Annotated in this window: 22 protein-coding genes; 14 read left to right on the top strand and 8 right to left on the bottom strand. The window is 64.3% G+C overall.

The features are described 5' to 3' along the window. Positions 1-24 precede the first annotated feature (24 nt). Together AC2VNO_RS11485 and AC2VNO_RS11490 are read left to right on the top strand one after the other, a co-directional pair. Positions 25-642 carry a TetR/AcrR family transcriptional regulator gene (locus tag AC2VNO_RS11485; RefSeq protein ID WP_486934247.1) on the top strand — a complete coding sequence of 206 codons (618 nt, stop codon included), beginning with the start codon at positions 25-27 and terminating at the stop codon, positions 640-642. Beyond that, the gene (locus AC2VNO_RS11490; protein WP_486934248.1) at positions 639-1,355 is read left to right on the top strand and encodes a 1-acyl-sn-glycerol-3-phosphate acyltransferase; all 717 of its coding nucleotides are present in this window, start codon (positions 639-641) and stop codon (positions 1,353-1,355) included. Before AC2VNO_RS11485 ends, AC2VNO_RS11490 begins: the two co-directional genes overlap by 4 nt. Here AC2VNO_RS11490 and AC2VNO_RS11495 read toward each other — a convergent pair whose 3' ends face one another. Then, positions 1,356-2,642: an HlyC/CorC family transporter gene (locus tag AC2VNO_RS11495; RefSeq protein ID WP_486934249.1), complete on the bottom strand. Its 1,287-nt coding sequence runs from the start codon at positions 2,640-2,642 to the stop codon at positions 1,356-1,358. It abuts the gene before it with no gap. Between the two features lie 75 nt (positions 2,643-2,717). Beyond that, a complete protein-coding gene (locus tag AC2VNO_RS11500; protein WP_486934250.1) occupies positions 2,718-3,518 on the bottom strand; it encodes a cytochrome C assembly family protein in 801 nt (266 codons plus the stop codon). A gap of 287 nt (positions 3,519-3,805) precedes the next feature. Between AC2VNO_RS11500 and ffh the strand changes: the two genes are divergently transcribed. The 11 genes from ffh to AC2VNO_RS11555 all read left to right on the top strand — a co-directional run bounded on the left by ffh (position 3,806) and on the right by AC2VNO_RS11555 (position 15,080). Beyond that, on the top strand, positions 3,806-5,224 hold the full coding sequence (gene ffh, locus AC2VNO_RS11505) for a signal recognition particle protein (RefSeq protein WP_486934251.1): 1,419 nt from the start codon (positions 3,806-3,808) through the stop codon (positions 5,222-5,224). A 244-nt stretch (positions 5,225-5,468) separates the two neighbouring features. After that, positions 5,469-5,717 (top strand): 30S ribosomal protein S16, encoded by a 249-nt coding sequence (gene rpsP, locus AC2VNO_RS11510; protein WP_486934252.1) that lies wholly within the window; start codon positions 5,469-5,471, stop codon positions 5,715-5,717. A gap of 23 nt (positions 5,718-5,740) precedes the next feature. Beyond that, positions 5,741-6,310 carry a ribosome maturation factor RimM gene (rimM, locus tag AC2VNO_RS11515; protein WP_486934253.1) on the top strand — a complete coding sequence of 190 codons (570 nt, stop codon included), beginning with the start codon at positions 5,741-5,743 and terminating at the stop codon, positions 6,308-6,310. 38 nt (positions 6,311-6,348) lie between these two features. Then, a complete protein-coding gene (trmD, locus tag AC2VNO_RS11520) occupies positions 6,349-7,110 on the top strand; it encodes a tRNA (guanosine(37)-N1)-methyltransferase TrmD (RefSeq protein ID WP_486934290.1) in 762 nt (253 codons plus the stop codon). Between the two features lie 167 nt (positions 7,111-7,277). Then, entirely contained in the window at positions 7,278-7,634 is a 357-nt protein-coding gene (rplS, locus tag AC2VNO_RS11525) for a 50S ribosomal protein L19 (RefSeq protein ID WP_228577152.1), read from the top strand. Positions 7,635-7,765: 131 nt separating this feature from the next. Further along, positions 7,766-8,668: a site-specific tyrosine recombinase XerD gene (gene xerD, locus AC2VNO_RS11530; protein WP_486934254.1), complete on the top strand. Its 903-nt coding sequence runs from the start codon at positions 7,766-7,768 to the stop codon at positions 8,666-8,668. A 3-nt stretch (positions 8,669-8,671) separates the two neighbouring features. Then, complete coding sequence (locus tag AC2VNO_RS11535) at positions 8,672-9,427, top strand: DsbC family protein (protein WP_486934255.1); 756 nt, start codon at positions 8,672-8,674, stop codon at positions 9,425-9,427. A gap of 103 nt (positions 9,428-9,530) precedes the next feature. Then, positions 9,531-10,847: a homoserine dehydrogenase gene (locus tag AC2VNO_RS11540; RefSeq protein ID WP_486934256.1), complete on the top strand. Its 1,317-nt coding sequence runs from the start codon at positions 9,531-9,533 to the stop codon at positions 10,845-10,847. A 4-nt stretch (positions 10,848-10,851) separates the two neighbouring features. Further along, positions 10,852-12,246, top strand: coding sequence for a threonine synthase (gene thrC, locus AC2VNO_RS11545; protein ID WP_486934257.1), 1,395 nt, complete (start codon positions 10,852-10,854; stop codon positions 12,244-12,246). A gap of 307 nt (positions 12,247-12,553) precedes the next feature. Then, entirely contained in the window at positions 12,554-14,359 is a 1,806-nt protein-coding gene (locus AC2VNO_RS11550) for a single-stranded-DNA-specific exonuclease RecJ (RefSeq protein ID WP_486934258.1), read from the top strand. Between the two features lie 103 nt (positions 14,360-14,462). Further along, a complete protein-coding gene (locus AC2VNO_RS11555) occupies positions 14,463-15,080 on the top strand; it encodes a YitT family protein (RefSeq protein ID WP_486934259.1) in 618 nt (205 codons plus the stop codon). A 39-nt stretch (positions 15,081-15,119) separates the two neighbouring features. On the opposite strand, the gene AC2VNO_RS11560 is transcribed toward AC2VNO_RS11555, so the two are convergent. The 3 genes from AC2VNO_RS11560 to AC2VNO_RS11570 form a co-directional block, all read right to left on the bottom strand. Beyond that, positions 15,120-15,539 (bottom strand): VOC family protein, encoded by a 420-nt coding sequence (locus tag AC2VNO_RS11560; protein WP_228577170.1) that lies wholly within the window; start codon positions 15,537-15,539, stop codon positions 15,120-15,122. Between the two features lie 130 nt (positions 15,540-15,669). Next, positions 15,670-18,270 (bottom strand): heavy metal translocating P-type ATPase, encoded by a 2,601-nt coding sequence (locus AC2VNO_RS11565; RefSeq protein WP_486934260.1) that lies wholly within the window; start codon positions 18,268-18,270, stop codon positions 15,670-15,672. Beyond that, positions 18,267-18,713 carry a MerR family transcriptional regulator gene (locus tag AC2VNO_RS11570; RefSeq protein ID WP_486934261.1) on the bottom strand — a complete coding sequence of 149 codons (447 nt, stop codon included), beginning with the start codon at positions 18,711-18,713 and terminating at the stop codon, positions 18,267-18,269. Before AC2VNO_RS11570 ends, AC2VNO_RS11565 begins: the two co-directional genes overlap by 4 nt. 295 nt (positions 18,714-19,008) lie before the next feature. Here AC2VNO_RS11570 and AC2VNO_RS11575 point away from each other — a divergent pair, with 295 nt between their 5' ends. Beyond that, positions 19,009-20,355 (top strand): OmpP1/FadL family transporter, encoded by a 1,347-nt coding sequence (locus AC2VNO_RS11575; RefSeq protein ID WP_486934262.1) that lies wholly within the window; start codon positions 19,009-19,011, stop codon positions 20,353-20,355. A gap of 77 nt (positions 20,356-20,432) precedes the next feature. Here the strand turns inward: AC2VNO_RS11575 and AC2VNO_RS11580 are convergent, their stop codons facing one another. From AC2VNO_RS11580 to oppB, 3 genes are read right to left on the bottom strand one after another with little or no spacing between them, the layout of a single operon-like run. Then, positions 20,433-22,043: an ABC transporter ATP-binding protein gene (locus tag AC2VNO_RS11580; RefSeq protein WP_486934263.1), complete on the bottom strand. Its 1,611-nt coding sequence runs from the start codon at positions 22,041-22,043 to the stop codon at positions 20,433-20,435. Positions 22,044-22,055: 12 nt separating this feature from the next. Next, positions 22,056-22,952 carry an ABC transporter permease gene (locus tag AC2VNO_RS11585; protein ID WP_486934264.1) on the bottom strand — a complete coding sequence of 299 codons (897 nt, stop codon included), beginning with the start codon at positions 22,950-22,952 and terminating at the stop codon, positions 22,056-22,058. Further along, complete coding sequence (oppB, locus tag AC2VNO_RS11590; RefSeq protein WP_486934265.1) at positions 22,942-23,868, bottom strand: oligopeptide ABC transporter permease OppB; 927 nt, start codon at positions 23,866-23,868, stop codon at positions 22,942-22,944. The genes AC2VNO_RS11585 and oppB overlap by 11 nt, the downstream gene beginning before the upstream one ends. Positions 23,869-23,912 lie beyond the last annotated feature (44 nt).

The raw sequence follows: 23,912 nt of genomic DNA on the forward strand, positions 1-23,912 counted from the left end.
CTTATACTTCCTGCGAGGAACTCGATGGCTCGTCCCCGACAGCATGCGCCCGAAGCGCTCCATGCCCAGGTCATGGCGGCTTGCGATGACTGGCTGCAGGGTAACCCTGTGCATGCGCTCTCGCTGCGGGCCCTGGCACGTGAGGTGGGCTGTGCCCCGAGCACCCTGCTCAAGCTCTATGGCAGCTTCGGCAACCTCCTGCAGCACGTGAACATCGAAACCCTGGCGCGCCTGCGCATGGTCATCGAACCCCTGACCGAGGGCGTTGCGCCGGAAAAACAGATGCGCGCCCTGGCGCTGGCCTATTGGCAGTTCGCCCAGCGCGAGCCCTTTCGCTGGCAGCTGCTGTTCGATTATCCGCTGGCCCAGGAGGGCGAGCTGGATCAGCGTCAGTCCGACATGATCGAGGCGCTCTTCCTGCGCGTCGAGAACGGCCTCAAGGAGTATCAGCCGGCGCTGGGCGATCTCGAGGCCAGGCGGCTCGGGCGTACTCTGTGGGGCAGCGTGCACGGTCTGGTGCAGTTGGGGCTCAATGAGCGTCTGGGCTATTGGCAAGGTCAGCAGCTCGAGGTGCCGGAGCTGCTCGATCAACTGCTGGCCACCATTCTCGCCGGTCTGCATAACAGGTCCGATATCGCGTGAAGCTTGTCCTCTTCGGGCTGATCGCCTTGCTGGTGCTGGTGGCAGGTTGGCGCATTCTTCGCGCACCGCGGCCGTTCATTCGCTATCTCATCTTCCTGTTGGTCATTTGCTGTTACCGGCTGCGCCTGCGCGGGCTCGATCACATACCTGCCAAAGGCGCGGCCGTGGTGGTATGCAACCATGTCAGCTTCATGGATGCACTGGTCATTGGTGGGGCGAGTCCGCGCCCGCTGCGCTTTCTGATGGACAGGCCTATTTACGAGTCGCCCTGGCTCAATTGGCTGTTCCGACTGGTAGGTGCGATTCCGGTGGAGTCCGACCGACGCGATCCCGGCAGCGTGCGGCGTGCGCTCGACGAGGTCAGTCGGGCATTGCGCAGCGGTGAGGTGGTGATGCTCTTTCCCGAGGGGCGTTTGACGCCGGACGGCGAGGTACACGCCTTCCGGCGCGGCCTCGAGACGATCCTTGCCCGGGATCCCGTGCCGGTGATTCCTGCAGGCCTTGCCGGACTATGGGGGTCCTGGACCTCTCACGGCAATGGCCCGGCCCTCTCCGGGCGGCCGCGCCGCTTCCGTGCCAAGGTGGCGCTCAACTTCGGCAGGCCGATCCCACCCAGGCTGGCTCAGCGTGACCGGCTCGAGAGTCAGGTGCGTGCCCTCAAGGCCGAGGCCGACGGTTGGGTCCAGCCTATCGCCGAGCCTTCGCGTCGCTGATCAGACTTGGCGCTGACGACCGGCGCGAACCGCCTGCCAGCAGCGTGCCGATGTGATCAAGTTGTCGCGAACTTCGATGATCTCCATGCGCACACTGCCGATCTGCAGACAGGTCGGCCCATCGGGGAAAGCCTCCAGATGCTCCAGGATCAGGCCGTTGAGGGTCTTGGGGCCATCGGTGGGGAGCTTCCAGCCCAGCGCACGATTGATGTCGCGGATGGTGGCGGTGCCGTCGATCACATGGCTGCCGTCATCCTGACGATGAATCTCCTGATCCTGCCCAGCCACGTCGGTGGTGAATTCGCCGACGATCTCCTCGAGGATGTCTTCCAGCGTTACCAGGCCTTCCACATCGCCATACTCATCCACCACGATGCCGATGCGCCGCTTCTGCTTCTGAAAGTTGAGCAACTGGGTATGCAGCGGGGTCGACTCGGGGATGAAATAGGGTTCCCGGGCCTCCTGCACGATCGACGCCTTGGTCACCTCGGCCCGCGACAGGAAGCGCGCGGCATTGCGCAGATGCAGCATGCCGATGATGTTGTTGATGTCGCCCTTGAATACCGGCAATCGAGTGTGCTGGCTGGTGCGAATCTGGGCCAGGATGGTGTCCAGCTCGTCATCGAGGTCGATCCCCACCACCTCGTGGCGCGGCACCATGATGTCGTTGACGGTGACGTTCTCCAGGTCGAGGATCGACAGCAGCATCGCCTGGTGGCGATGAGGAATCAGAGTGCCCGCTTCGTGCACCACGGTGCGCAGTTCGTCGCGGGAAAGACTGTGGGTTCCGCCCTCGATCTCCTTCACGCCGAGCACCCGCAGCAGGCCGTTTGAGATCGCGTTGACCAGCCATACGAGCGGATAGAGCAGCTTGAGGAGCGGTTCGAGGATCAGCGAGGCGGGGTAGGCGATGCGTTCGGGCTTGATCGCGGCATAGGTCTTGGGGCTGACCTCGGCGAAGATGAGGATCACGATGGTCAGCAGCAGCGGTGCGATGGCCGGCCCGGTCACCTCGCCGAAGAAATGAATGGCAAGTACCGTGGCGATGGCGGCAGCCAGGTTGTTGACCAGGTTGTTGCCGATGAGGATCACGCCAATGAGTCGGTCCGGGCGCGCAAGCAGCCGCAGGACACGACGGGCCCGGCTGTCTCCGCTGTTGGCCTCGTGATTGAGGCGGTAGCGGTTGATCGACATCATGCCGGTCTCGGAGCTCGAGAAGAACGCGGAAAGGCAGACGAGCAGAAAAAGCAGGCTGAACAGCAATCCCAATGGGAAGTCGTCGCTCAAGGTGGTTGAATCCTCGCTGGCGTGTCAGCCCCGTTTGTAGGGATTAGGTCCGCCAGTGTCAAGGCGACCTATGTTTCAGGTGCGGTTGAGAATGACCTCGAGCACGAATTTACTGCCGAAATAGGCCAGCAGAAGCACGGCGTAGCCGCCGAGGGTCCAGCGTACGGCACGCATGCCTCGCCAGCCCAGCACATGATGGCTGATCAGCAGAATGGCGAATATAACCCAAGCGGCCAGCGACAGGATGGTCTTGTGAGCCAGGTGCTGAGCGAACATGCTCTCGACGAACGCGAAGCCGCTGGCGATCGACAGGGTGAGCAGCGCCATGCCGGCCCAGATCAGCTCGAACAGCACTCGCTCCATGGTGGTAAGGGGCGGCAGCACCTGCACCACGCCGCGAATGCGGTGGTGACGCAGGGCATGGTTCTGTAGCCCGAGCAGCATGGCCTGGCAGGCGGCAATGAACATGATGGCGAAGGCCAGCGCCGAGCTCATGGCATGCAGGGCGATGCCCGGGGTCATGCCGCCGGTGCGCTCCGGGCTCGGCAGGCCCACGGCCAGCAGCAGCGCCAGGCCGGACACGGGGAACAGGCCCACGGCCACGCTGAGGACCGGCTTGGCCAGGCTCACGGCGAGCAGCAGGATTACCATGATGGCGGTGAGCACCACGGCACTGGTCGACAGGCCCGGCATCAGGCCGGGGCTCTGATCGATCAGCTTGAAGGCCACGGGAAGATGAAACAGCAGGCCCAGCAGGCCCAGCGCGCGCACCAGAGTGGGCCGCTGCGGTACACGCCGCAGCAGCGTGAGGCCTTGCCAGGAGGCCGCGCCCAGGTAAAGGATGAGGGCCATGATGGCCAGAGGTAGCGCCTGCATCAGTGTCGTCCGTGCGCCGTCGCCAGTGCATCTCGAGTGGATGGGGAGTCTGCACTCGCCACTATACCCAATCCTCGCTGCGGCGCACAGCCGTGCACGAGGACCGCATGCATGGAGACTGGTCGCCGCAGGGCGTATAATGTGCTCCAGACTCTAAAACCGCTTTATTCGGGCTGTTCCGTCGCCGAAGGGCGTCATTCGCGACGAGCGTGACGCTTTGCCGCAGGTGCTACCCAAAACGCCGCGATCGACGCGCCGAACCGACAGCCTGACAGCCGGAGTGGCATATGTTCCAGAATCTCAGTGAGCGCCTTTCCCATACGCTCAAGTCCATCAAGGGTCAGGCACGCCTGACCGAGGACAACATCAAGGACACCCTGCGCGAGGTGCGCCGCGCGCTGCTCGAAGCCGACGTCGCCCTGCCGGTGGTCAAGGAATTCATCGAGCGGGTGCGCGAGCGCGCCGTGGGTCAGGAAGTATCGAAGAGCCTTTCGCCGGGGCAGCAGTTCGTCAAGATCGTCCAGCAGGAGCTCGAGGCGATCATGGGCGAGGCCAACGAGGGCCTCTCGCTCAAGGGTTCGCCTGCGGTAGTGCTGATGGCCGGCTTGCAGGGGGCGGGCAAGACCACGTCGGTGGCCAAGCTGGCCCGCTACCTCAAGGAGCGAGAAAAGAAGAAGGTACTGGTGGTCTCCGCCGACGTCTATCGCCCGGCGGCCATCGACCAGCTCGAGACGCTGGCCGGTGAGGTGGGGGTCGATTTCTTTCCCTCGCGCAGCGATCAGAAGCCGGTAGACATCGCCCAGGCGGCGATAAAGCATGCCAAGATCCAGTTTCATGACGTGCTCCTCGTCGACACCGCCGGTCGCCTGGCCATCGACGAGGCCATGATGGCCGAGATCGCCGAGCTGCATCGCACCTGCCAGCCGCAGGAAACCCTGTTCGTGGTCGACGCCATGACTGGCCAGGACGCTGCCAATACGGCCAAGGCGTTTCACGAGGCGCTGCCGCTGACCGGTGTGATCCTGACCAAGGCCGACGGCGATGCCCGCGGCGGTGCCGCGCTGTCGGTACGCCATATCACCGGCAAGCCGATCAAGTTCATGGGCGTGGGCGAGAAGATCGACGCCCTGGAGCCCTTCCACCCGGATCGGGTGGCTTCGCGCATTCTCGGTATGGGCGATGTGCTCTCGTTGATCGAGGAAGCCGAGCGCACCGTCGACAAGAAGAAAGCCGAGCAGCTGGCCAAGAAGGTCAAGAAGGGCGAGGGCTTCGATCTCGAGGACTTCCGCGATCAGCTCCAGCAGCTCAAGAAGATGGGCGGCATGGGCGGTTTGCTCGGTAAGCTGCCAGGCATGGGGCAGATGGCAGAGCTGGCTCAGGGGCCGGGCCCGGAGAAGGAACTCGGCAAGCTCGAGGCGCTGATCAACTCGATGACGCCCCAGGAGCGCCGCAAGCCCGATATCATCAACGGCTCGCGCAAGCGGCGCATCGCTGCCGGCGCCGGTTTGCAAGTGCCTGATCTCAATCGCCTGCTCAAGCAGCACAAGCAAATGCAGAAGATGATGAAGAAGGCGGGCAAGAAGGGCGGCATGCAGAAGATGATGCGCGGCATGTCCGGCATGATGGGCGGCGGCGGTCCTGGTGGCCCCGGCGGCATGGGTGGCATGGGCGGTATGGGTGGCCCCGGCGGCTTCCCTTGGCGGTAAGGCCACTACGCGGCGGGGCCCGAGAAAAGGGTTTCAAAGCGGGGCTGATTTCCGTAGAATGCTGCGTCTTCATGGCAGGACCGTGGCTTCGGCCCGGCTGCACGCCTGTAAAGGAAAGTGACCGAATGACGCGAAAGCGGGTCCACGGACCCGCTTTCCTGGCAGATGCCGAGAACCCGGCCGTTAGCCGGGTCCGGCGCATATCGGTATTAAACGTAACCTCAACCGAAGGATAGTCATCGCCATGGTTACCATTCGTCTGGCACGTGGTGGCGCCAAGAAGCGTCCCTTCTACCACCTGACCGTGACCGATTCACGCAACTCCCGTGACGGCCGTTTCATCGAGCGTCTGGGCTTCTTCAATCCGATCGCCCGCGGTCAGGAAGAGCGTCTGCGCGTCGATCTGGAGCGTATTGCTCACTGGCAGGACCAGGGCGCGCAGATGTCCGACCGCGTGGCCGAACTGGTCAAGGAAGCCCGCAAGCAGGCCTGAGCCTGTCGCGTACCGGTGACGTCATGAGCGAGCAGGTCGAACGCAGCGAACGCGACGTCCATCGCGACGACCATGTGGTGCTGGGCAAGCTGACCAGCCCCTATGGGGTCAAGGGGTGGATCAAGATCTACTCCCACACCAGCCCGATGGAAGGCATTCTCGAGTACCCGGAGTGGGTGCTGAGACAGGGTGCTGTCCAGAGGCGTGTGCGGCTGATACAGGGGCGGCGTCAAGGCAAGGGGCTGGTTGCCCTGCTGGAGAGCATCGACTCGCGCGAAGCTGCCGAGCAGATGGCCGGCGCCGAGATTCTGCTGCCCAAGACCGACTTGCCCGAGCTTGCCGGCGATGAGTACTACTGGCACCAGCTGGAAGGGCTCACCGTCGTGACTCGCGAAGGCGCGGTGCTGGGGCGCGTCGGTTATCTGTTCGAAACCGGTGCCAATGACGTGCTGGTGGTCAGGGGCGACCCACAGGGTACTCCGCCATCCATCGACGACCGTGAGCGCCTGCTACCGTTCCTGCCCGACGATGTCATCATCGAGGTGGATCTGGCGGGCGGCAGCATGACCGTCGACTGGGATCCGGAGTTTTGAGCGCCGAGGTTGATACCCAGCCTGGCGAGTCCTTGGGCATGTGGGTCGGCGTGGTATCGCTCTTCCCGGAGATGTTCGAGGCCATCGCCCTGCACGGCGTCACGGGTCGGGCAGTCGCCCAGGGGCGCGTAGCGCTGGAGTTCTGGAACCCCCGCGACTACGCCACCGATCGGCATCGCACCGTGGACGACCGACCCTATGGCGGTGGTCCCGGCATGTTGATGAAGGTCGACACCCTGCGTGCGGCCATTCATGCCGCCCGCGAGCGGGCGAGCGAGGCCACGGGGCAGCGGCCCAGGGTCATCTACCTGTCCCCCCAGGGGCGCAGGCTCGATCAGCAGGGCGTACGCGAGCTGGTTGCCGGACCGCCACTGGTGGTAGTGGCCGGCCGCTACGAAGGCATCGATGAGCGCATCGTGGAGAGCGACATCGATGAGGAATGGTCGATCGGCGACTATGTGCTGAGCGGCGGTGAGCTGCCCGCCATGGTACTGATCGACGCCGCGGCAAGACTGGTTCCCGGTGTGCTGGGACATCATGATTCCGCGGTCGAGGACTCCTTCAACGAGGGGCTGCTGGATTGCCCGCACTATACGCGTCCCGAGGAGATCGACGGGCGGCGGGTACCGGATGTACTGCTCAGCGGGCATCATGGCGAGATCCGGCGCTGGCGGCTCAAGCAGTCGCTGGGGCGGACCTGGCTGAGGCGCCCCGACCTGCTGGAAGGCAGGTCGTTGAATGCCGAGCAGCAGAAGCTGCTCGAGGAGTTCATCGAGGAATACGCCCTTTCTACCGGATAGCTCACCTATCGGGTTGGCAGGGCGGCGGTGCAGGACACCGGCTTCACAGAGCCGTGGACCTGCGTCACCCACCATCTCCCGCGCTCTCGAGTCAGGTTCGAGCGCCGGGATCACGCATCGCCCTTACCTCTAGACAGTGGCGATGCCGAATATCGAGGAGTTTTGTCATGAGCAGCAAGAACAAGGTGATCCAGGCGCTCGAAGCCGAGCAGATGAGCAAGCAGGTGCCGCCTTTCGCCCCGGGCGATACCGTCATCGTTCAGGTCAAGGTCAAGGAGGGCAACCGCGAGCGCCTTCAGGCCTTCGAAGGTGTGGTGATCGGCAAGCGTAACCGCGGCCTCAACTCCGCCTTCACCGTGCGCAAGATCTCCCACGGTGTCGGCGTCGAGCGTACCTTCCAGACCTACAGCCCGCTGGTCGACTCCATCGAGGTCAAGCGTCGCGGTGACGTGCGCCAGGCCAAGCTGTACTACCTGCGCGAGCGCAGCGGCAAGTCTGCTCGTATCAAGGAAAAGCTGTCGTAACGATTGCGTGCCTGGGCCGAGCCCGTGTGCCACGGCCCGCTCGCACTTCGTTGTGTCGCCAAGCCCCGTCACCGCTCACGCGGGGCGGGGCTTCGTTGTCTTGGGTGGTGCCAGCGTAAGGAGAGTAGGGCATGACGTGTGACACCCGAGCCCTCGCCCTGATCGAAACGTTCCTCGATGCCCTGTGGCTGGAGCGTGGCGCGAGCGAGCACACCCTGGCGGCTTACCGGCGCGATCTGGAGGCCTGGGCTACACGCCTGGGAGAGGCGGGCAGCGAACTGCTCGCGCCAGACGAAGTTCTGCTGCCAACTTGGCTCGAGGAGCGCCGCGCAGCGGGCTACCAGCTGCGCAGCAATGCTCGGCTGCTATCGACTCTGCGCGGCTTCTACCGCTGGGCGTTGATCGAGGGGCGTATCGCTCGCGATCCGCTGGCCGAGGTGCGTTTGCCGCGGGTGCGTCCCAACCTGCCCGACACCCTTGAAGAGGATGAGGTGGAGCGCCTGCTGGCTGCCCCCGACCTTGCCACCGACATCGGCCTGCGCGACCGAGCCATGCTCGAGGTGCTCTACGGCTGCGGACTGCGCGTGTCGGAGCTGGTGGGTCTCAGCGTGGATGCCGTCAACCTGCGCCAGGGCGTGGTGCGGGTGCGCGGCAAGGGCGACAAGGATCGACTGGTCCCACTAGGGGAAGAGGCCGTACACTGGCTGACACGCTATTTGCGTAGCGCCCGTGGCGCGCTGATGACCGACGTGACACGGCCGGCGCTATTTCCCGGGCGTGGCGATAACTGTATGACGCGCCAGACGTTCTGGTACCGGATCAAGACACATGCGCGCACGGCGGGCATCATGCGGCCGCTGTCGCCACATACGCTGCGGCATGCATTCGCCACACATCTATTGAATCATGGGGCCAATCTTCGTGTCGTACAGCTGCTGCTCGGCCACAGTGACCTGTCGACCACGCAGATCTATACCCACGTTGCGCAGGCGCGACTCGAAGCCCTGCACGCCGACCATCATCCTCGAGGCTGAACCATGACTGCGTTAACTCATCGCCTTGCCGTTTCCCTGTTCACTCTGGCAGTTCCCTTCGCCGCGCTCCTGTTGCCTGCCGCCGCGCTGGCCAGCGGCGCCGAACGACTGGCAGAGCGCCTGGAAGTCAATGGCCAGCAAATGCCGGTGGCCAGCGTTCACGAAACCCCACTGCCGGGCTTTTATCAGGTACGCCTGGAAACCGGTGAAGCCTTCTACAGCGATGCCGAGGGCAAGTTCTTTCTGGTCGGCGATCTCTACGAGAACGGCGAGGGCGGGCTGACCAACCTGACCGAGCAGTCGCGTAACGACGAGCGCGCCGAGCAGCTCGTCCGGGTGCCCGAGAGCGAGCGGGTCGTGTTCCGCACCACGGCCGAGTCTCGGGCGAAGATCTTCGTATTCACCGACACCACCTGCCCCTACTGCCGGCAGTTCCACGAGGAGGTGCCGAAGCTCAACGAGATGGGCATCGAAGTGCACTACCTGGCGTTTCCGCGCGCCGGCATGAACTCACAGGGCGCGCGTATCCTCGAGCAGATCTGGTGCGCCGACAATGCCAGTGAAGCCATGAATGCAGCCAAGCGGGAGGAAGCGCTGACGGGAAGCGGCGACTGCGACAATCCGGTCGAGTCACAGTATCATCTGGGCATGGCGGTGGGCGTGCAGGGAACGCCAGCCATCGTTCTGCCCGACGGCAGGCTGGTGCCGGGCTACGTACCCGCCGAGCGCCTGGCCGACATGCTTGGTCTGGCCGAGTGATTGGAAGAGTTGAGTGACGAGTGGAATGACAAGTGACGGCAGACAGAGAGCTGCCAATTTTTACGTGAACGCTGGACATTGACACTATCAGGGGAGCAGGACATTGAAACCGGTGAGAGTGGGAATCTGTGGGCTGGGTACCGTCGGTGGCGGCACCTTCAACGTGCTGACGCGCAACGCCGACGAAATTGCGCGGCGTGCCGGCCGTCCGATCGTCATTGAGCAGGTGGCACTGCGCAGCACCAACCCGGAGTGCGACCTCACCGGTATCAAGACCACCAGCGATGTCTTCGAGGTGGCGCGCAACCCAGACGTCGACGTCCTCGTGGAGGTGTTGGGTGGCTATGACATCCCCCGCGAGCTGGTGCTTACGGCCATCGCCAACGGCAAGCACGTGGTCACCGCCAACAAGGCGTTGATCGCCGTGCACGGCAACGAAATCTTCAAGGCGGCTCATGAGCAGGGTGTGATCGTCGCCTTCGAGGCCGCCGTGGCCGGCGGCATTCCAGTGATCAAGTCGCTGCGTGAAGGGCTGGGTGCCAACCGCATCGAGTGGGTCGCGGGCATCATCAATGGCACCGGCAACTACATTCTGACGCACATGCGTAAAGAGGGGCGCGCCTTCGAGGACGTGCTCGCCGAAGCCCAGGCGCTGGGCTACGCCGAAGCCGACCCGACCTTCGACGTCGAAGGTATCGATGCCGCCCACAAGCTCACCATCCTCGCCTCGATCGCCTATGGCGTTCCGCTGCAGTTCGAAAAGGCCTATACCGAGGGTATTTCCCGAGTCACTTTCGATGACGTGCAACAGGCCGACAACCTGGGCTACGTCATCAAGCACCTGGGAATCTCCAAGCGCACCGAGCATGGGTTGGAGCTGCGCGTACACCCGACGCTGATTCCCAAGGAGCGGCTGCTGGCTAATGTGCACGGGGTGAAGAACGCCATCGCCATCATGGGCGATGCCGTCGGTCCGACCCTTTACTACGGTGCCGGTGCCGGCTCCGAGCCTACCGCCTCGGCGGTGGTCGCCGACCTGCTCGACGTGGCCCGCGACATCACCACCGATCATCACTATCGAGTGCCCTACCTGGCCTTCAGCGGCATCGGCGAAGGCGACGGCGGCATGCCGATCCTGCCGATGGAGGACATCGTCACCGCCTACTATCTCAGGCTGCTGGCGGTGGACCGCCCCGGGGTGCTGGCGCGCGTGGCGACCATCCTTTCCGAGCAGGGCATCTCCATCGAGGCACTGGTGCAGAAGGAAGCCACCGAGGGCGAGCTGGTGCCGATCATCCTGCTGACCCACAGCTGCCGCGAGAAGCACATGAACGAGGCGATCCGTCAGATCGAGGCGATGGCCGACATCGCCGGGCCGGTCACGCGGATTCGCGTCGAGTCTCTGGACGAGCAGGAGTAAGGGCATGCGCTACATCAGTACCCGCGGGCAGGCGCCTGCGCTCTCCTTCGAAGAGGTCGTCCTGACCGGCATGGCCAGCGATGGCGGCCTCTACGTGCCGGAGCGGATTCCCCAGCTTACGCGCGAGGATCTCGCGGCGATGGCGGGGCTCTCCTACGCCGAGATCGCCTTTCGCGTGATGCAGCCATTCGTCAACGGCGAGATCGACGACGAGACGTTCCGCGGTATCGTGCGCGACGCCTACGCCACCTTCAGCCACGACGCCGTGGTGCCGCTCAACCAGCTCGACGCCAATCACTTCCTGCTCGAGCTGTTCCACGGCCCGACGCTAGCGTTCAAGGACGTCGCTCTGCAGCTGCTGGGCCGTATCCTCGATCACTTCCTGGCCAAGCGCGGCGAGCGCGCCGTGATCATGGGTGCCACTTCGGGCGATACCGGCTCGGCGGCGATCGAGGGCTGCCGCCACTGCGACAACCTCGATATCTTCATCCTGCACCCGCACAAGCGCGTCTCCGAGGTGCAGCGCCGCCAGATGACCTCGGTACTTGCCGACAACGTCTTCAACATCGCCATCGAAGGCAACTTCGACGATGCCCAGGCCATGGTCAAGGCGAGCTTCGCCGACCAGGGTTTCCTCACAGGCACTCGTCTGGTGGCGGTGAATTCGATCAATTGGGCGCGTATCATGGCTCAGATCGTCTACTACGTGGCGGCCGGTGTGGCGCTGGGTGCGCCGCATCGTCAGGTCAGCTTCTGCGTGCCCTCGGCCAACTTCGGCAATGTCTTCGCCGGCTACATGGCCTACCGCATGGGTCTGCCGGTCAAGCAGTTCATCATCGCCACCAACGCCAACGACATCCTGCATCGCACGATTTCCGAAAACGATTTCTCCAAGCAGGAACTCAAGGCGACCCTGGCGCCTTCCATGGACATCGTGGTGTCGTCCAACTTCGAGCGCCTGCTGTTCGAGGCCTACGAGCGCGACGGCCATGCCGTGGCGGCACTGCTCGAACGCTTCCAGAGCGAGCCCACGGCCCTGGCCGAGGCGCCGCTGGAGCGGCTGCGGGCGCTGTTCGCCAGCCACAGCGTGGATGACACCACCATCCTCGAGGTGATCCGCGAAGCGCACCACCGTACCAAGGAGGTGCTCGACCCGCACACGGCTACCGGTTATCGCGCCGCCGAGCGCGCCCGGGCCGATGCCGCCACACCGATGATCACCCTGGCCACGGCCCACCCGGCCAAGTTCGCCGAGGCGGTGGTCAAGGCGGGCTTCCCCGGTGTGCCGCTGCCGCCGCACATGGACGACCTGCTGGAGCGCGAGGAGCGTTACACCGTGCTGCCGGCGGAGCTGGCTAAGGTGCAGGCGTTCGTGGCCGAGAACCGGCGCCAGCACTGAAGGCCGAAGCTGAGGCGAGGGGCGCCGGATCAACCCGGGAAGGCGTTGCTAACTCCCAGAATGTGCCCGCCGAGGTAGCGAGGGCATAGGGGACAGGTCGAAGAGGAGGTCTTTTGCCATGGATGGCAAAAGTAGCGCCCAGGGATGGGTTTACAGCGCCTCCTCGTAGACCTGTCGCCGGCTAGCCCGAGCGGTGGTCAGTGTCGGCTAAGATAGGCCCTGCGCCCTTCGTTTCGAGGCAGCCCGAGAGGCCGCGCCGAGATACCATGAGCCGGCCGCAAAACCCGTCATGCAACAGGAGCCACGCTTGGACGCGACCGCGCCGCCCGATCTGCACGCCCGACTCAAACCGCGGCTGCTCCTGCGCCCCCGCAATCAGGCACTCTACGCCCGCGCGCTCGCCGAAGGGCTAAGCGAGTTGCAGGCCCGAGTGCTGGCCGGCCGCCTTGCCGGTTACGACGGGGAGCTTGCACCGCTCACCCAGCCCAGCCTGCGCTATCTCGAGCACCCGGAGCGTCTGGCCGACGGGCGACGCGCCGCCGAGCGCATCGCCCAGGCCGTAGTGGACGGCGAGCATATCGGCATCCTCACCGACTACGATGTCGATGGCATCACTTCCCACGTGGTGATCCGGCGTACCCTGGTTGAGCTCTTCGGGGTTCCGGAGTCGCGACTTCACAGCCTTATCGGGCACCGCATCCACGACGGATACGGCATCAGTCTGCCGTTGGTGGAGCGCACCCTGGGGCTCGAGCCACGACCGAGCCTGGTCATCACTGCCGACTGCGGCAGCTCCGACGAGCCGCGCATCGCCCGGCTCAAGGCGGCGGGTGTCGACGTGGTGGTGAGCGACCACCACGCCCTGCCGGTGGAAGGGCCGCCGCCCTCGGCCCATGCGGTGGTGAATCCGACGCGCGACGATTGCCAATACCCCGACCGCACCATTGCCGGCTGCATGGTTGCCTGGCTGGTCATGTCGCTCACCCGCAGTGTGCTGATCGAGTGGGGCGCGATTTCCACCACGACGCCCAAACTTTCCGCCTGGCTTTCCTACGTGGCGCTGGGCACCGTGGCCGACTGCGTGTCGCTGGGGGCGAGCCCGGCCAACCGCGCCGTGGTCAGCCATGGCCTGACACTGATCAATCGCATGGAGGCTGCCTGTTGGCGCGCCATGGCGACACGCCTGGGAGAGGACAGCGTACCGTTTTCCGCCGAGACGCTGGCTTTCCAGATGGGGCCGCGGATCAACGCCCGCTCTCGCCTCGACGACCCCTACGCCGCGCTGCACTTCATGCTGGCGGCGGATGACAGTACCGCGATACGCCACCTGCAGACGCTGGATGACGACAACCAGTCGCGCAAGGCGATCGAGGCGGAAATGGTCGAAGAGGCCCGTGCCCTGGCCATGCCGCAGCTCGAAGCCGATCAGGTGGCGCTGGTGGTGTTCCTCGAAAGCGGCCATCCGGGCGTGCAGGGCATCGTCGCCTCGCGCCTGGTGCAGTCCTTTGGGCGCCCCGCGCTGGTGCTGACGCCGGCGGCAGCCCCCGGCATGCTTACCGGCTCGGGACGCTCCATCGAGGCGTTGCACCTGCGCGACGCATTGCAGCGCACCTTCGAACTCGCCCCCGAGGCGCTGCCGCGTTTCGGCGGTCACCGCGGGGCGGCCGGGGTCGGCGTGCCGGCCGATCGGTTGGAAAGCTTCCGTGCAGCTTTCCTGCAGGCGGTGGACGAGCAACTGGCCGGTGCCGAACTCTTCCCCCATGTGCTTACCGACGGTTCGCTTCTGCCGGAGCAGTTCCAACTGGCTACGCTGGGCGAACTCGAGGCGTTGGGGCCCTACGGGCGTGAATTCGATGCCCCGCTGTTCGATGGCGAGTTCCTGATCGAGTCGATGCGCTCGGTAGGTGCCGAAGGCACCCATCTCTCGATGCACCTTTCTACGGGCGTGACGAGCCTCAAGGCGATCTGGTTTCGCGCGCTCACCCCCGGGGAGCTGCCCCCCTTCGACATGGGCGACAAGCTGCGCTGTGCCTTCCGGCTCAGCCGTAACCGTTGGCGGGGTCAGGAGTCGCTGCAGCTGATGGTGGAGTACGCCGAACCGCTGGAACACTGACGGGCTAATCCGCGCTGCGGTGAGCGCGGTCAATGATTTCCTTGAGCTCAGACGCTAGAATCCGCTCCGTTTGGCTTGCCTTCTCCTGTCCAAGGAAACGTGAATGGATCCACAAGATCTCCCCACCGACCCCCATCGTCCCTATGAAGATTTGATGGCCATGCTGGTGGGCACGCTATTCGTCGCTCTCGGTGTCAGCTTTTACACCCAGGCGCTGCTGCTCACCGGCAGTACCGCGGGCATGGCCTTCCTGCTGCAGTACGCCACCGGCTGGCGCTTCGGGATATGGTTCTTTCTGATCAATCTGCCGTTCTACTACCTGGCGGTGAAACGCATGGGCTGGTCGTTCACCCTGCGTACCTTCGTCGCCATCGCGCTGGTATCGCTGTTCTCCGAGCTGACCGGCAAGTGGGTGAGCTTCGATTCCCTCAATCCGCTCTACGCTTCGTTGATGGGCGGGAGTCTGATCGGTATCGGCATGCTGGTGCTGTTTCGCCACCGTACCAGCCTCGGCGGCATCAACATTCTTGCGCTCTACCTGCAAGGGCGCTATGGCCTGCGAGCAGGCTACGTGCAGCTCGGCATCGACGGGCTGATCATGCTCGCCGCCTTCCTGGTGCTGCCGGCCGACAGGGTAGGGCTCTCGGTGCTGGGGGCGGTGGCGCTCAACCTGATCATTGCCTTGAATCACAAGCCAGGCCGCTATATGGGTGTGAGCTGACAAGAGTGTGCGCTCGGCCGCACGGTGGGCAGGCTCTTGTCAGTAGTTGGGCCAGACGCCCGGCGTCGCCAGCTCGATGAGATGGCCGTCGGGATCGCGAAAGTACAGGCTCTTGCCGCCGCGGGGCCAGTGAGTGCGCCCTTCGATGGCAACCCCGTGATCGTCTAGCTGACGCTCCCAGGCGCCAAGTTCCCGCTGTGCGATGGCGAAGGCAAGGTGTACCCGCCCCTTGCCGTCGTGGGGCGGAATGGTTCCCATCTCATTGGGCAGCACCACGGTTTCCAGCGTCTCACCCTTGAGGAAAAGCAGCAGCACCGAGCCGGCACCGGCGTCATAGGCGGTGAAGCGGTGGTCGGCGTTGAAAGGCTCGAGCCCCATCACCCCTTCGAAAAAGACCCGCGCCCGGTCCATGTCGTCGACGTAGAGCGCGGTTTCCAGCACGCCATTGAGTCCAGGCATGGCATCACTCCCCTTCAGCCATATGCTTTCAGCTTAGCAGGTGCTCTCGGTGGGCCGGCTCAGCGGCGCCACCAGAACCACCATACGATGGCGGCGATGAGGGTCAGGCCCGCGAGGTTGACGATCCAGCTCATGACAGTACCTCCTTCGACGCGGTCTGCGTCGGGCGTTCGCCTTGGTGGTCGCCGCGGGTCCTGAGCAGGCGCAGCCGATTGGCGTTGCTGACCACCGTGATCGAGGAGAGCGACATGGCCGCGCCTGCGATCATGGGGGAGAGCAGCATGCCGGTGAAGGGGTAGAGCACGCCGGCGGCGATGGGGATGCACAGCACGTTGTAGCCGAACGCGCCGACCAGATTCTGCTTGATGTTGCGCAGGGTCATGCGGCTGATCTCGATGGCATCGGCAATGCCGTGCAGGGAGCTGCGCATCAGCGTGATGCCGGCACTCTCGATGGCCACGTCGGTGCCCTGGCCGATGGCGAAGCCGACGTTGGCCCGGGCCAGGGCCGGGGCGTCGTTGATGCCGTCACCTACCATGCCCACCAATTCACCAGCCTGCTGCAGGCGCTCTATCTCGGCATGCTTGTCCTCGGGCAGAAGCCCGGCGCGGAAGTCGTCGATGCCGACCTCGCGGGCGATGGCCGCCGCGGTGTGCTCGTTGTCACCGGTGAGCATCACCACTTTGAGACCATCGGCCTGAAGCCGCTTGACCGCCGCCACGGTATCGGCCCGCAGCGGATCGCTGATACCGAACAGCGCGGCGAGTCTTCCCGCCACGGCGAGATAGACCACGGTGCGTGCCTTGCGCTCCAGTTCGCCGGCAAGCTCATTGCCGGCGGTGAGGTCGATACCGGCCTCGCGCAGCAGTCGCGCATTGCCCAGCAGTAGAGCTTCGCCGCCAGGCCCGGTGGCCTTGACGCCGCCCCCGGTGACGCTGTCGAAGTCGCTGATGTCCGCGGCCTCGGCGCCGGCCTGTTCGGCGTGCGTCAAAAGGGCGGCTGCCAAGGGGTGCTCGGAGCCGCGCTCCAGCGCCGCCACCAGCCCCAGCAGCAGCGTCTCGTCGTCCGGAAGCGCGTCGCCCGAGCGCTTTTCGCCGGAGAGAAAGCGGGCTTCGGTAACGCGTGGCTTGCCCTCGGTCAGGGTGCCGGTCTTGTCCACCACCAGCGTGGTGAGGCGGCTGGCGGTTTGCAGCGCCTCGCCGCTTCTCACCAGCACACCGTGCTCGGCGGCCTTGCCCACCCCGATCATGGTCGAGATGGGCGTGGCCAGACCCAGCGCACAGGGACAGGCGATGATCAGTACCGTGGTGGCGGTGACCAGCATGTGGATCAGCCGCGGCTCGGCGCCGAAGTTGAACCAAGCCAGTGCAGTGAGCACGGCGACGATCATCACCGTGGGCACGAAGATGCTCGATACCTTGTCGGCCAGCTCGCCGATGGGCGGACGCGAGTTCTGCGCCAGCGCCACCTGTTCGGTGATCTGTCCCAGACGGGTGTCGGTACCTACGCGGGTGGCGCGATAGACCAGGCCGCCGCGGCCGTTCACCGTACCGGCGTTGACCTCGTCGCCCTCGCCCTTGCTCACCGGCAGCGGCTCGCCGGTGAGCATCGACTCGTCGATGTGGCTGGCGCCGCTGGTCACCACGCCGTCCACCGGCAGCCGCTCGCCGGGCCGCACGCGGATATGGTCGTCCTGACGCACCTCCTCGATGGGCAGCTCGCGCTCGTCGCCGTCGCGGATCACCCGCGCCGTGCGGCTCTGCAGGTCGAGCAGGCGCTTTAGCGCCTCGCTGGTGCGGCCGCGGGCGCGCAGCTCCAGCGCGTTGCCCAGCAGCACCAGGCCGATGATCATCGCCGAGGCCTCGAAGTAGATTCCATGCGCCACTGCCGGCAGCCAGGGAGCGAAGGCCACCACCGCCATGGAGTAGAGCCAGGCGGTGCCCGTACCCATGGCGATCAGAGTGTCCATATTGGCCTGGTGATGCTTGAGGTTCTTCCAGGCGTTGACGAAGAAGTGCCGGCCGGGGCCAGCCAGTACTGCCAGCGTCAGCAGGCCGATCACCAGCCAGTAGAGCCGTCCCATGCCCATGGGGTGCGGATGGTAGACGAACATGCTGGCCATCAGCGGCACGGCGAGTGCCAGCGACCATGCGCTTCCTCGTAGCCGACGTTTATAGGTCTCGGCATCCTTGGCAGTACGCGCCTCTTCGGCCTGGCGCAGGTCGACGATGGGTTCGGCATCGTAGCCGGCTGCCTGCACCGCCTTCACCAGTGCCTCGGTGTCGGCACGGCCATGCACCTGAGCCACCCGGGTGCCGAAATTCACCGAGGCGGTAGCCACGCCCGGGGTGCGCGAAAGGGCCTGTTCAACGCTCTTCACGCAGCTGGCGCAGGTCATGCCCGAGATCGACAGGCGGTGGGTCACGCCGCCCTCGCGGCGCGGCGCCAGCTCAGCATCGCTTTCCCGGGAAGCGACTGCGGCGGCTGGCGTCTTGTCTGCTGTTTCGTCGGGCTCGCCGCTGGATACTGCCCCGGGCGGATAGCCTGCCGCCTCGAGGGCGGCATCGAGTCGGCTAGCGTCGAGGGTGGTGATTGCCACCAGGCGTTTCTCCGCGGGGAAACCGGAGACCTCGGCCTCAGGGTCGAGGGCCTGGATCGCCTCGCGCATGCGCTTCACGCAGCCTTGGCAGTTCATGCCGGGGACGCTGCGCTCGTGTTCGTAGCTGTTCATTGCCTTTCCTCGGCGGCTCGGGAGCAGTGGGAGTGCGTCGCCTCGGGGAAGCTTTCGATCAGGCGGCACAGGCTATGGCCGTCAGGGGTGCCGTCGGGCATCTCGGCCCAGGCGTCGAGCGCCTGCTCCATGCGTGATGCCAGCGCTTCCAGTTCGCGGATGCGGTTACGGATCTGCGGCAGTCTGCTGGCCAGCAGGTCGCGCACCATGGGGCAGGGCGAATCCCCCTGGTCGGCATGGGCCAGGATTTCATTGATTTCGGCTACGCTGAATCCCAGTGTTCGGGCGCGCTGAATGAAGCGCAGCCGCTCCAGGTCAGCCTGGGTGAAAAGCTGATAGCCGTTCTCCGGGTCGCGCTTCGGGTGCAGCAAGCCTTCGCGCGTGTAGTGGCGTACCGTCTCGGCAGTGACCTCGGCGCATCGGGCCAGTTCGCTAACCTTCATGGCAGAGTCTCCTGTGGTTGGGGACCATGCCTGGCAGTGTAAAACCTATGGGTAACACAAAGGTCAAGCAGGTTGTCCGAATACCGTAAAAAGGGGCGGGTAAGCGTAGGCCCGGTGAAAAGTTCAATGAATTACGCTTGAACAGGACTAAAGTATGACGTTTTCAGGCTTTAAAACGAACGTTTGGCCTTGATCCGGGCTGCGGTTTGGCGAAAACTGGCTTGGTAGGGCACCGCTCCGCTGAGAGCGGAACAATAACCAGCGCCAGCTCGTATCTGGAAGAGGACGTCGAAACATGCAGAACAAGTTCAACAGGATCACCTGGGCCGTGGCCATCGCCGCCGCCGCCTTCGCCAGCCAGGCCAACGCCGGCGGTTACCAGATCAACGAGCAGAGCGTAAGCGGCCAGGGTTATGGCCACGCGGGCCGGAGCTCCAACGTCAACGATGCCACCATCGTTTTCGGCAACCCGGCGGGCATGTCGTTCCTCGACCGCGCGCAGATCACCGCTGGCGGCACCTATCTGAACGTCAATAGCCGGATCCGCAATGCCGAGGCAACACGAGACTTTGGTTTCGGTCCTGTGCCCATCGAGGGTACTTCGGAAGGCGATATGGTGCCGGGCACGCTGATTCCCTTCGCCTTCTATGCGCATCCGGTCAACGAGCAACTGGCCTTCGGTTTCGGTGTCTATGCGCCGTTCGGTTCCAAGACCGAATACGAAGATAGTTTCGTTGGACGTAACCTGGGCAATTACACCGAGCTGCGCGTCGTCAGTGCCCAGCCCACTGTCTCCTATCGCTTCAACGATCAGTGGTCCATCGGTGCGGGTATCACTTATAACCGAGTGGACGGTGAATTGCGCCGGCAGGTGGCGAACCCCTTTAGCCCAAACAATACCGACGCTGATATCGATGCCCGTATCGAGGGTGACGACGATGCGTGGGGTTACAACCTCGGGGTCATGTTTCAGCCGGTGCCGGAAACTACCTTTGGTTTGACGTATCGCTCCAAGGTTAGCTACACCCTGACGGGGGACTACCGTGCAACGGATCCCTCCGGGCTTGTAGATACGTTTGCCCCTGAGCGTTTGAATCGAGATGCTCAACTGGACCTGACAACTCCCGAAACGATCAACTTCTCCGTGACCCAGCAGATGAGCGACCGCCTGAAGCTCATGGCAGGTGCCTCTTGGGTCCGCTGGAGCCGCTTCGATGAAATCCGCGTGGTCGATCCCAACGATGCGGATGGTCCCCCCATTACCTTTGAGCAGCAGGACTATTCCAACGCTTGGGCCTATGGCGTCGGCGGTGAATACCAGCTCAATCCGCAGCTGGCGCTGCGTGCCGGCCTCACCCTTGACTTTACGCCTACCAGCGATCAGTACCGCAGCGCACGGATTCCTTCCGACGACCGCCGCATCTTCTCCGTCGGTGCCGGTTGGACGCCCATGGACAATCTGACGCTGGACTTCGCCTACTCCTACTTGACGGAGCGTAGCACCCGAGTTGATCAACAAAGAGGTGATTCGGTCTTCAATCCTGGCACCGGGGGCCTAGTAGAAGGCGTGTCTTCTACTTATTCCGCCGACTACAAGAACGAAGCCCATGGTTTCGGCGCTCAGTTGACCTACCGCTTCTGAGTCAGTCAAACGCTTGATATAAGTCAATCGTTCGTTCAAGGCCCGGCAACTGCCGGGCCTTGTTCGTTCCGCTACTGCTAGGCCGCTTGATCGAGAAAGGCGGCGCGGATCAGCTCGCGGGTATAGGCTTCACGGGGCGCGCTGAACAGCGCCTCGGTTTCGCCCTGCTCGACCACACGGCCCTCCTTCATCACCATCACGGTATCCGCCAGCGCCCTTACCACGGCGAGGTCGTGGCTAATGAACACGTAGGTCAGCGCATGCCTCTGTTGTAGGCTGCGCAGCAGCTCGATCACGGTGGCCTGCACCGAGCGGTCCAGCGCCGAGGTGGGCTCGTCCAGCAGCAGGAAGCGGGGCTTGAGTACCAGCGCCCGGGCGATGGCGATGCGCTGACGCTGGCCGCCGGAAAACTCATGGGGGTAGCGCTGCCGGGTAGCGGGGTCCAGCGAGACTTCTTCGAGCGCCTCGATCACGCGCTCGATACGCTGTCGTCGGGTCAGCTCCGGGTAGTGCACGCGTAGCCCTTCGCTGACGATTTCGCCCACCGTCAGGCGCGGCGAGAGCGAACCGAAAGGGTCCTGAAAGACCACCTGCATGCGTGAACGCAGCGGGCGTAGCGTGCTGCTGTCCAGATGGGTCAGGTCGGTGTCCTCGAAGCGCACGTCGCCCGAACTCGCCAGCAACCGCAGTAGTGCCCTGCCCAGGGTCGATTTGCCGGAGCCCGACTCGCCGACGATGCCCACCGTCTGGCCCTGTCGAATGGTCAGGTCGATGCCGCGCACGGCTTCGAAATAGTCGCTGGGTCGAAACAGGCGCTTCTTCAGGGCGAAGCGGACCCTTAGGTCGCGGGCTTGCATGATCACCGGGGCGGTGTCCGGTACCGGCGCCTTACGTCCATGGGGCTCGGCATCGATCAGCATTCGTGTGTAGTCGTGCCGGGGCGCAGTGAACAGCTCCTTTGTCGGCCCACTCTCGACGACTTCTCCATGCCGCATCACGCAAACGCGGTCAGCGAAATGCCTGACGATGCCCAGGTCGTGAGTAATGAACAGGATGGCCATGCCGTACTGTTTCTGCAGCTCCTTGAGCAGCGTCAGGATCTGCGCCTGCACGGTGACATCCAGCGCCGTGGTGGGCTCGTCGGCGATCAGCAGCCGCGGTTCGCAGGCCAAGGCCATGGCGATCATCACGCGCTGACGCTGGCCGCCGGAAAGCTCGTGCGGGTAGCTCGATACCCGTCGCTCCGGCTCGGGGATGCCGACCTGCTCGAACAGCTCGATCACCCGCCGCTTCGCCGCCTGACCGTTGAGCGTGGTGTGTTTGTCGAGTACTTCGCGTACTTGGCGACCGATACGCTGCAATGGATTCAGGGAGGTCATCGGCTCCTGGAAGATCATCGAGATCTCGTTGCCACGAATGCGGCGCATGCGCCGCGGGTTGACGCTCAGCAGATCCTCCTTGCCTTGGCTGCCATACCAGTGAATGGCACCCCGGGTCGAAGCGAATTCCGGTAACAGGCGCAGAATGGCGGTGGAGGAGACCGATTTTCCCGAGCCGGACTCCCCCACGAGGGCCAAGGTCTCGCCTTCATCAAGAGAGAAGCTCACCTCCTTCACCGCGGCCACCCGGCCATTGTGAAGCTCGAAATCGACCTGCAGACGGTCGAGTTCCAGTAGTGGATTCGGCATGACGGCCTCCATTCAGCGTGTGCGGGGATCGAGGGCGTCGCGCAGCCCATCGCCGAGAAAGTTCAGGCACAGCAGGGTGACGGCAAGAAAGACCGACGGCACCAGCAGCATCCAGGGGGCGCTCTGCATCATGTCCACGCCCTCGCTGATCAGCACGCCCCAGCTGGTCATCGGCTCCTGCACGCCAAGCCCCAGGAACGACAGGAAGCTCTCCAGCAGAATCACCTTGGGCACGGTCAGTGTGACGTAGACCACCACCGGGCCTAGGGTATTGGGAATCAAGTGGCGCATGACGATCGTGCGCGATCTTACCCCCAGGGCGCGCGCCGCCTCGACGAACTCACGGCGCTTCAGCGCCAGGGTCTGGCCGCGCACGATGCGCGACATGTCGAGCCACTCCACGGCGCCGATGGCGGCATAGATCAGCAGTATGTTGCGGCCGAACACCACCATCAGCAGGATCACCAGGAACATGAACGGCAGCGAATACATGATGTCGACGAAGCGCATCATCAGGTTGTCGACCCGGCCGCCCAGGTAGCCGGCCACGGCACCGTACAGTACACCGATCACCAGCGAGACGAAGGTGGCCACCAGCGCTACCGAAAGCGAAATCTGACCGCCGTAGAACGTGCGTGTGAGCAAGTCGCGACCGTTGGCATCGGTGCCGGCAAGGTGGCCGTCCGCCAGGCTGGGCGGCGCGGTGAAGGCGTTCCAGTTGACCTCGTTGAGCCCCCAGGGAGTAAGCCAGGGCCCCACCAGGCAGGCAGTGGCGATGAGAATCAACAGCACCAGGCTGACCATGGCAGCTCGGTTCTGCTTCAGGCGACGCCAGGCGTCGCGTCCCAGGCTTTCTCCCGCCGGCAGTGCGCCGGCGCCTGGGTGGGTCGCGGTGTGTTCAGTCGTCATAGCGAATCTGCGGGTCGAGGGCGGAATAGAGGAGATCCACGATCAGGTTGAGCAGCACGATCAGGATGCCGTAGAACACCACGGTGCCCATCACCAGGGTGTAGTCGCGGTTCAGCGCCGCCTGGACGAAATAGCGGCCGATCCCGGGAATGCCGAATATCTGTTCGATGACCACCGAGCCGGTGATGATGCCGGCGATGGCCGGCCCCAGGTAGGAGATCACCGGCAGCAGGGAGGGTCGCAAGGCATGCCTCCAGATCACCTCCCGCTCGGAAAGTCCCTTGGCGCGTGCCGTGCGGATGTAGTGGCTGCCCAGCACCTCGATCATGCTGGCGCGACTCATGCGGGCGATATAGGCGATCTGCTGGATCGACAGTGCCACTACCGGTAGCACCATGTTGCGCCAGTGGCCGTCGTTCCAGCCGCCCACGGGCAGCCAAGCCAGCAGCACGCCGAACACCAGTGCCAGTATCGGAGCAATCACGAAACTGGGGATGGCGACCCCGGCAAGTGCGGTGCCCATCACCAGGTAGTCGATGCTCGAGTTACGGTGTAGCGCAGCCACGATACCCAGCGGCAGGCCTAGCGCAATGGCCAGTGCGATGGCCCATAGGCCGAGTTCGAGACTGACCGGAAACCCTTGTGCGATCAGCTCGGTGACGGTGAAGTCCTTGTAGCGGAAGGAGGGGCCGAAATCGCCCTGCAGCAGATTGCCCAGGTAGATGAAGTACTGCTGCCATACGGGTAAGTCGAGGTTGTAGGCCGCACGCAGGTTGGCTTCTATCTCGGCCGGCAGCTGCCGCTCCCCGTCGAACGGTCCCCCCGGTGCCAGCTGCATCAGGAAGAACGACAGCGTGATGACGATCAGCAGGGTGGGAACGGCCTGGAACAGGCGCTTGAAGAAATAGGTCAGCATGGCGTCTCCCGGCCCCGGTCGCCCGGGGCCTCGTCAGGCTTGGA

It is taken from the genome of Halomonas sp. TH-94, assembly GCF_057473365.1.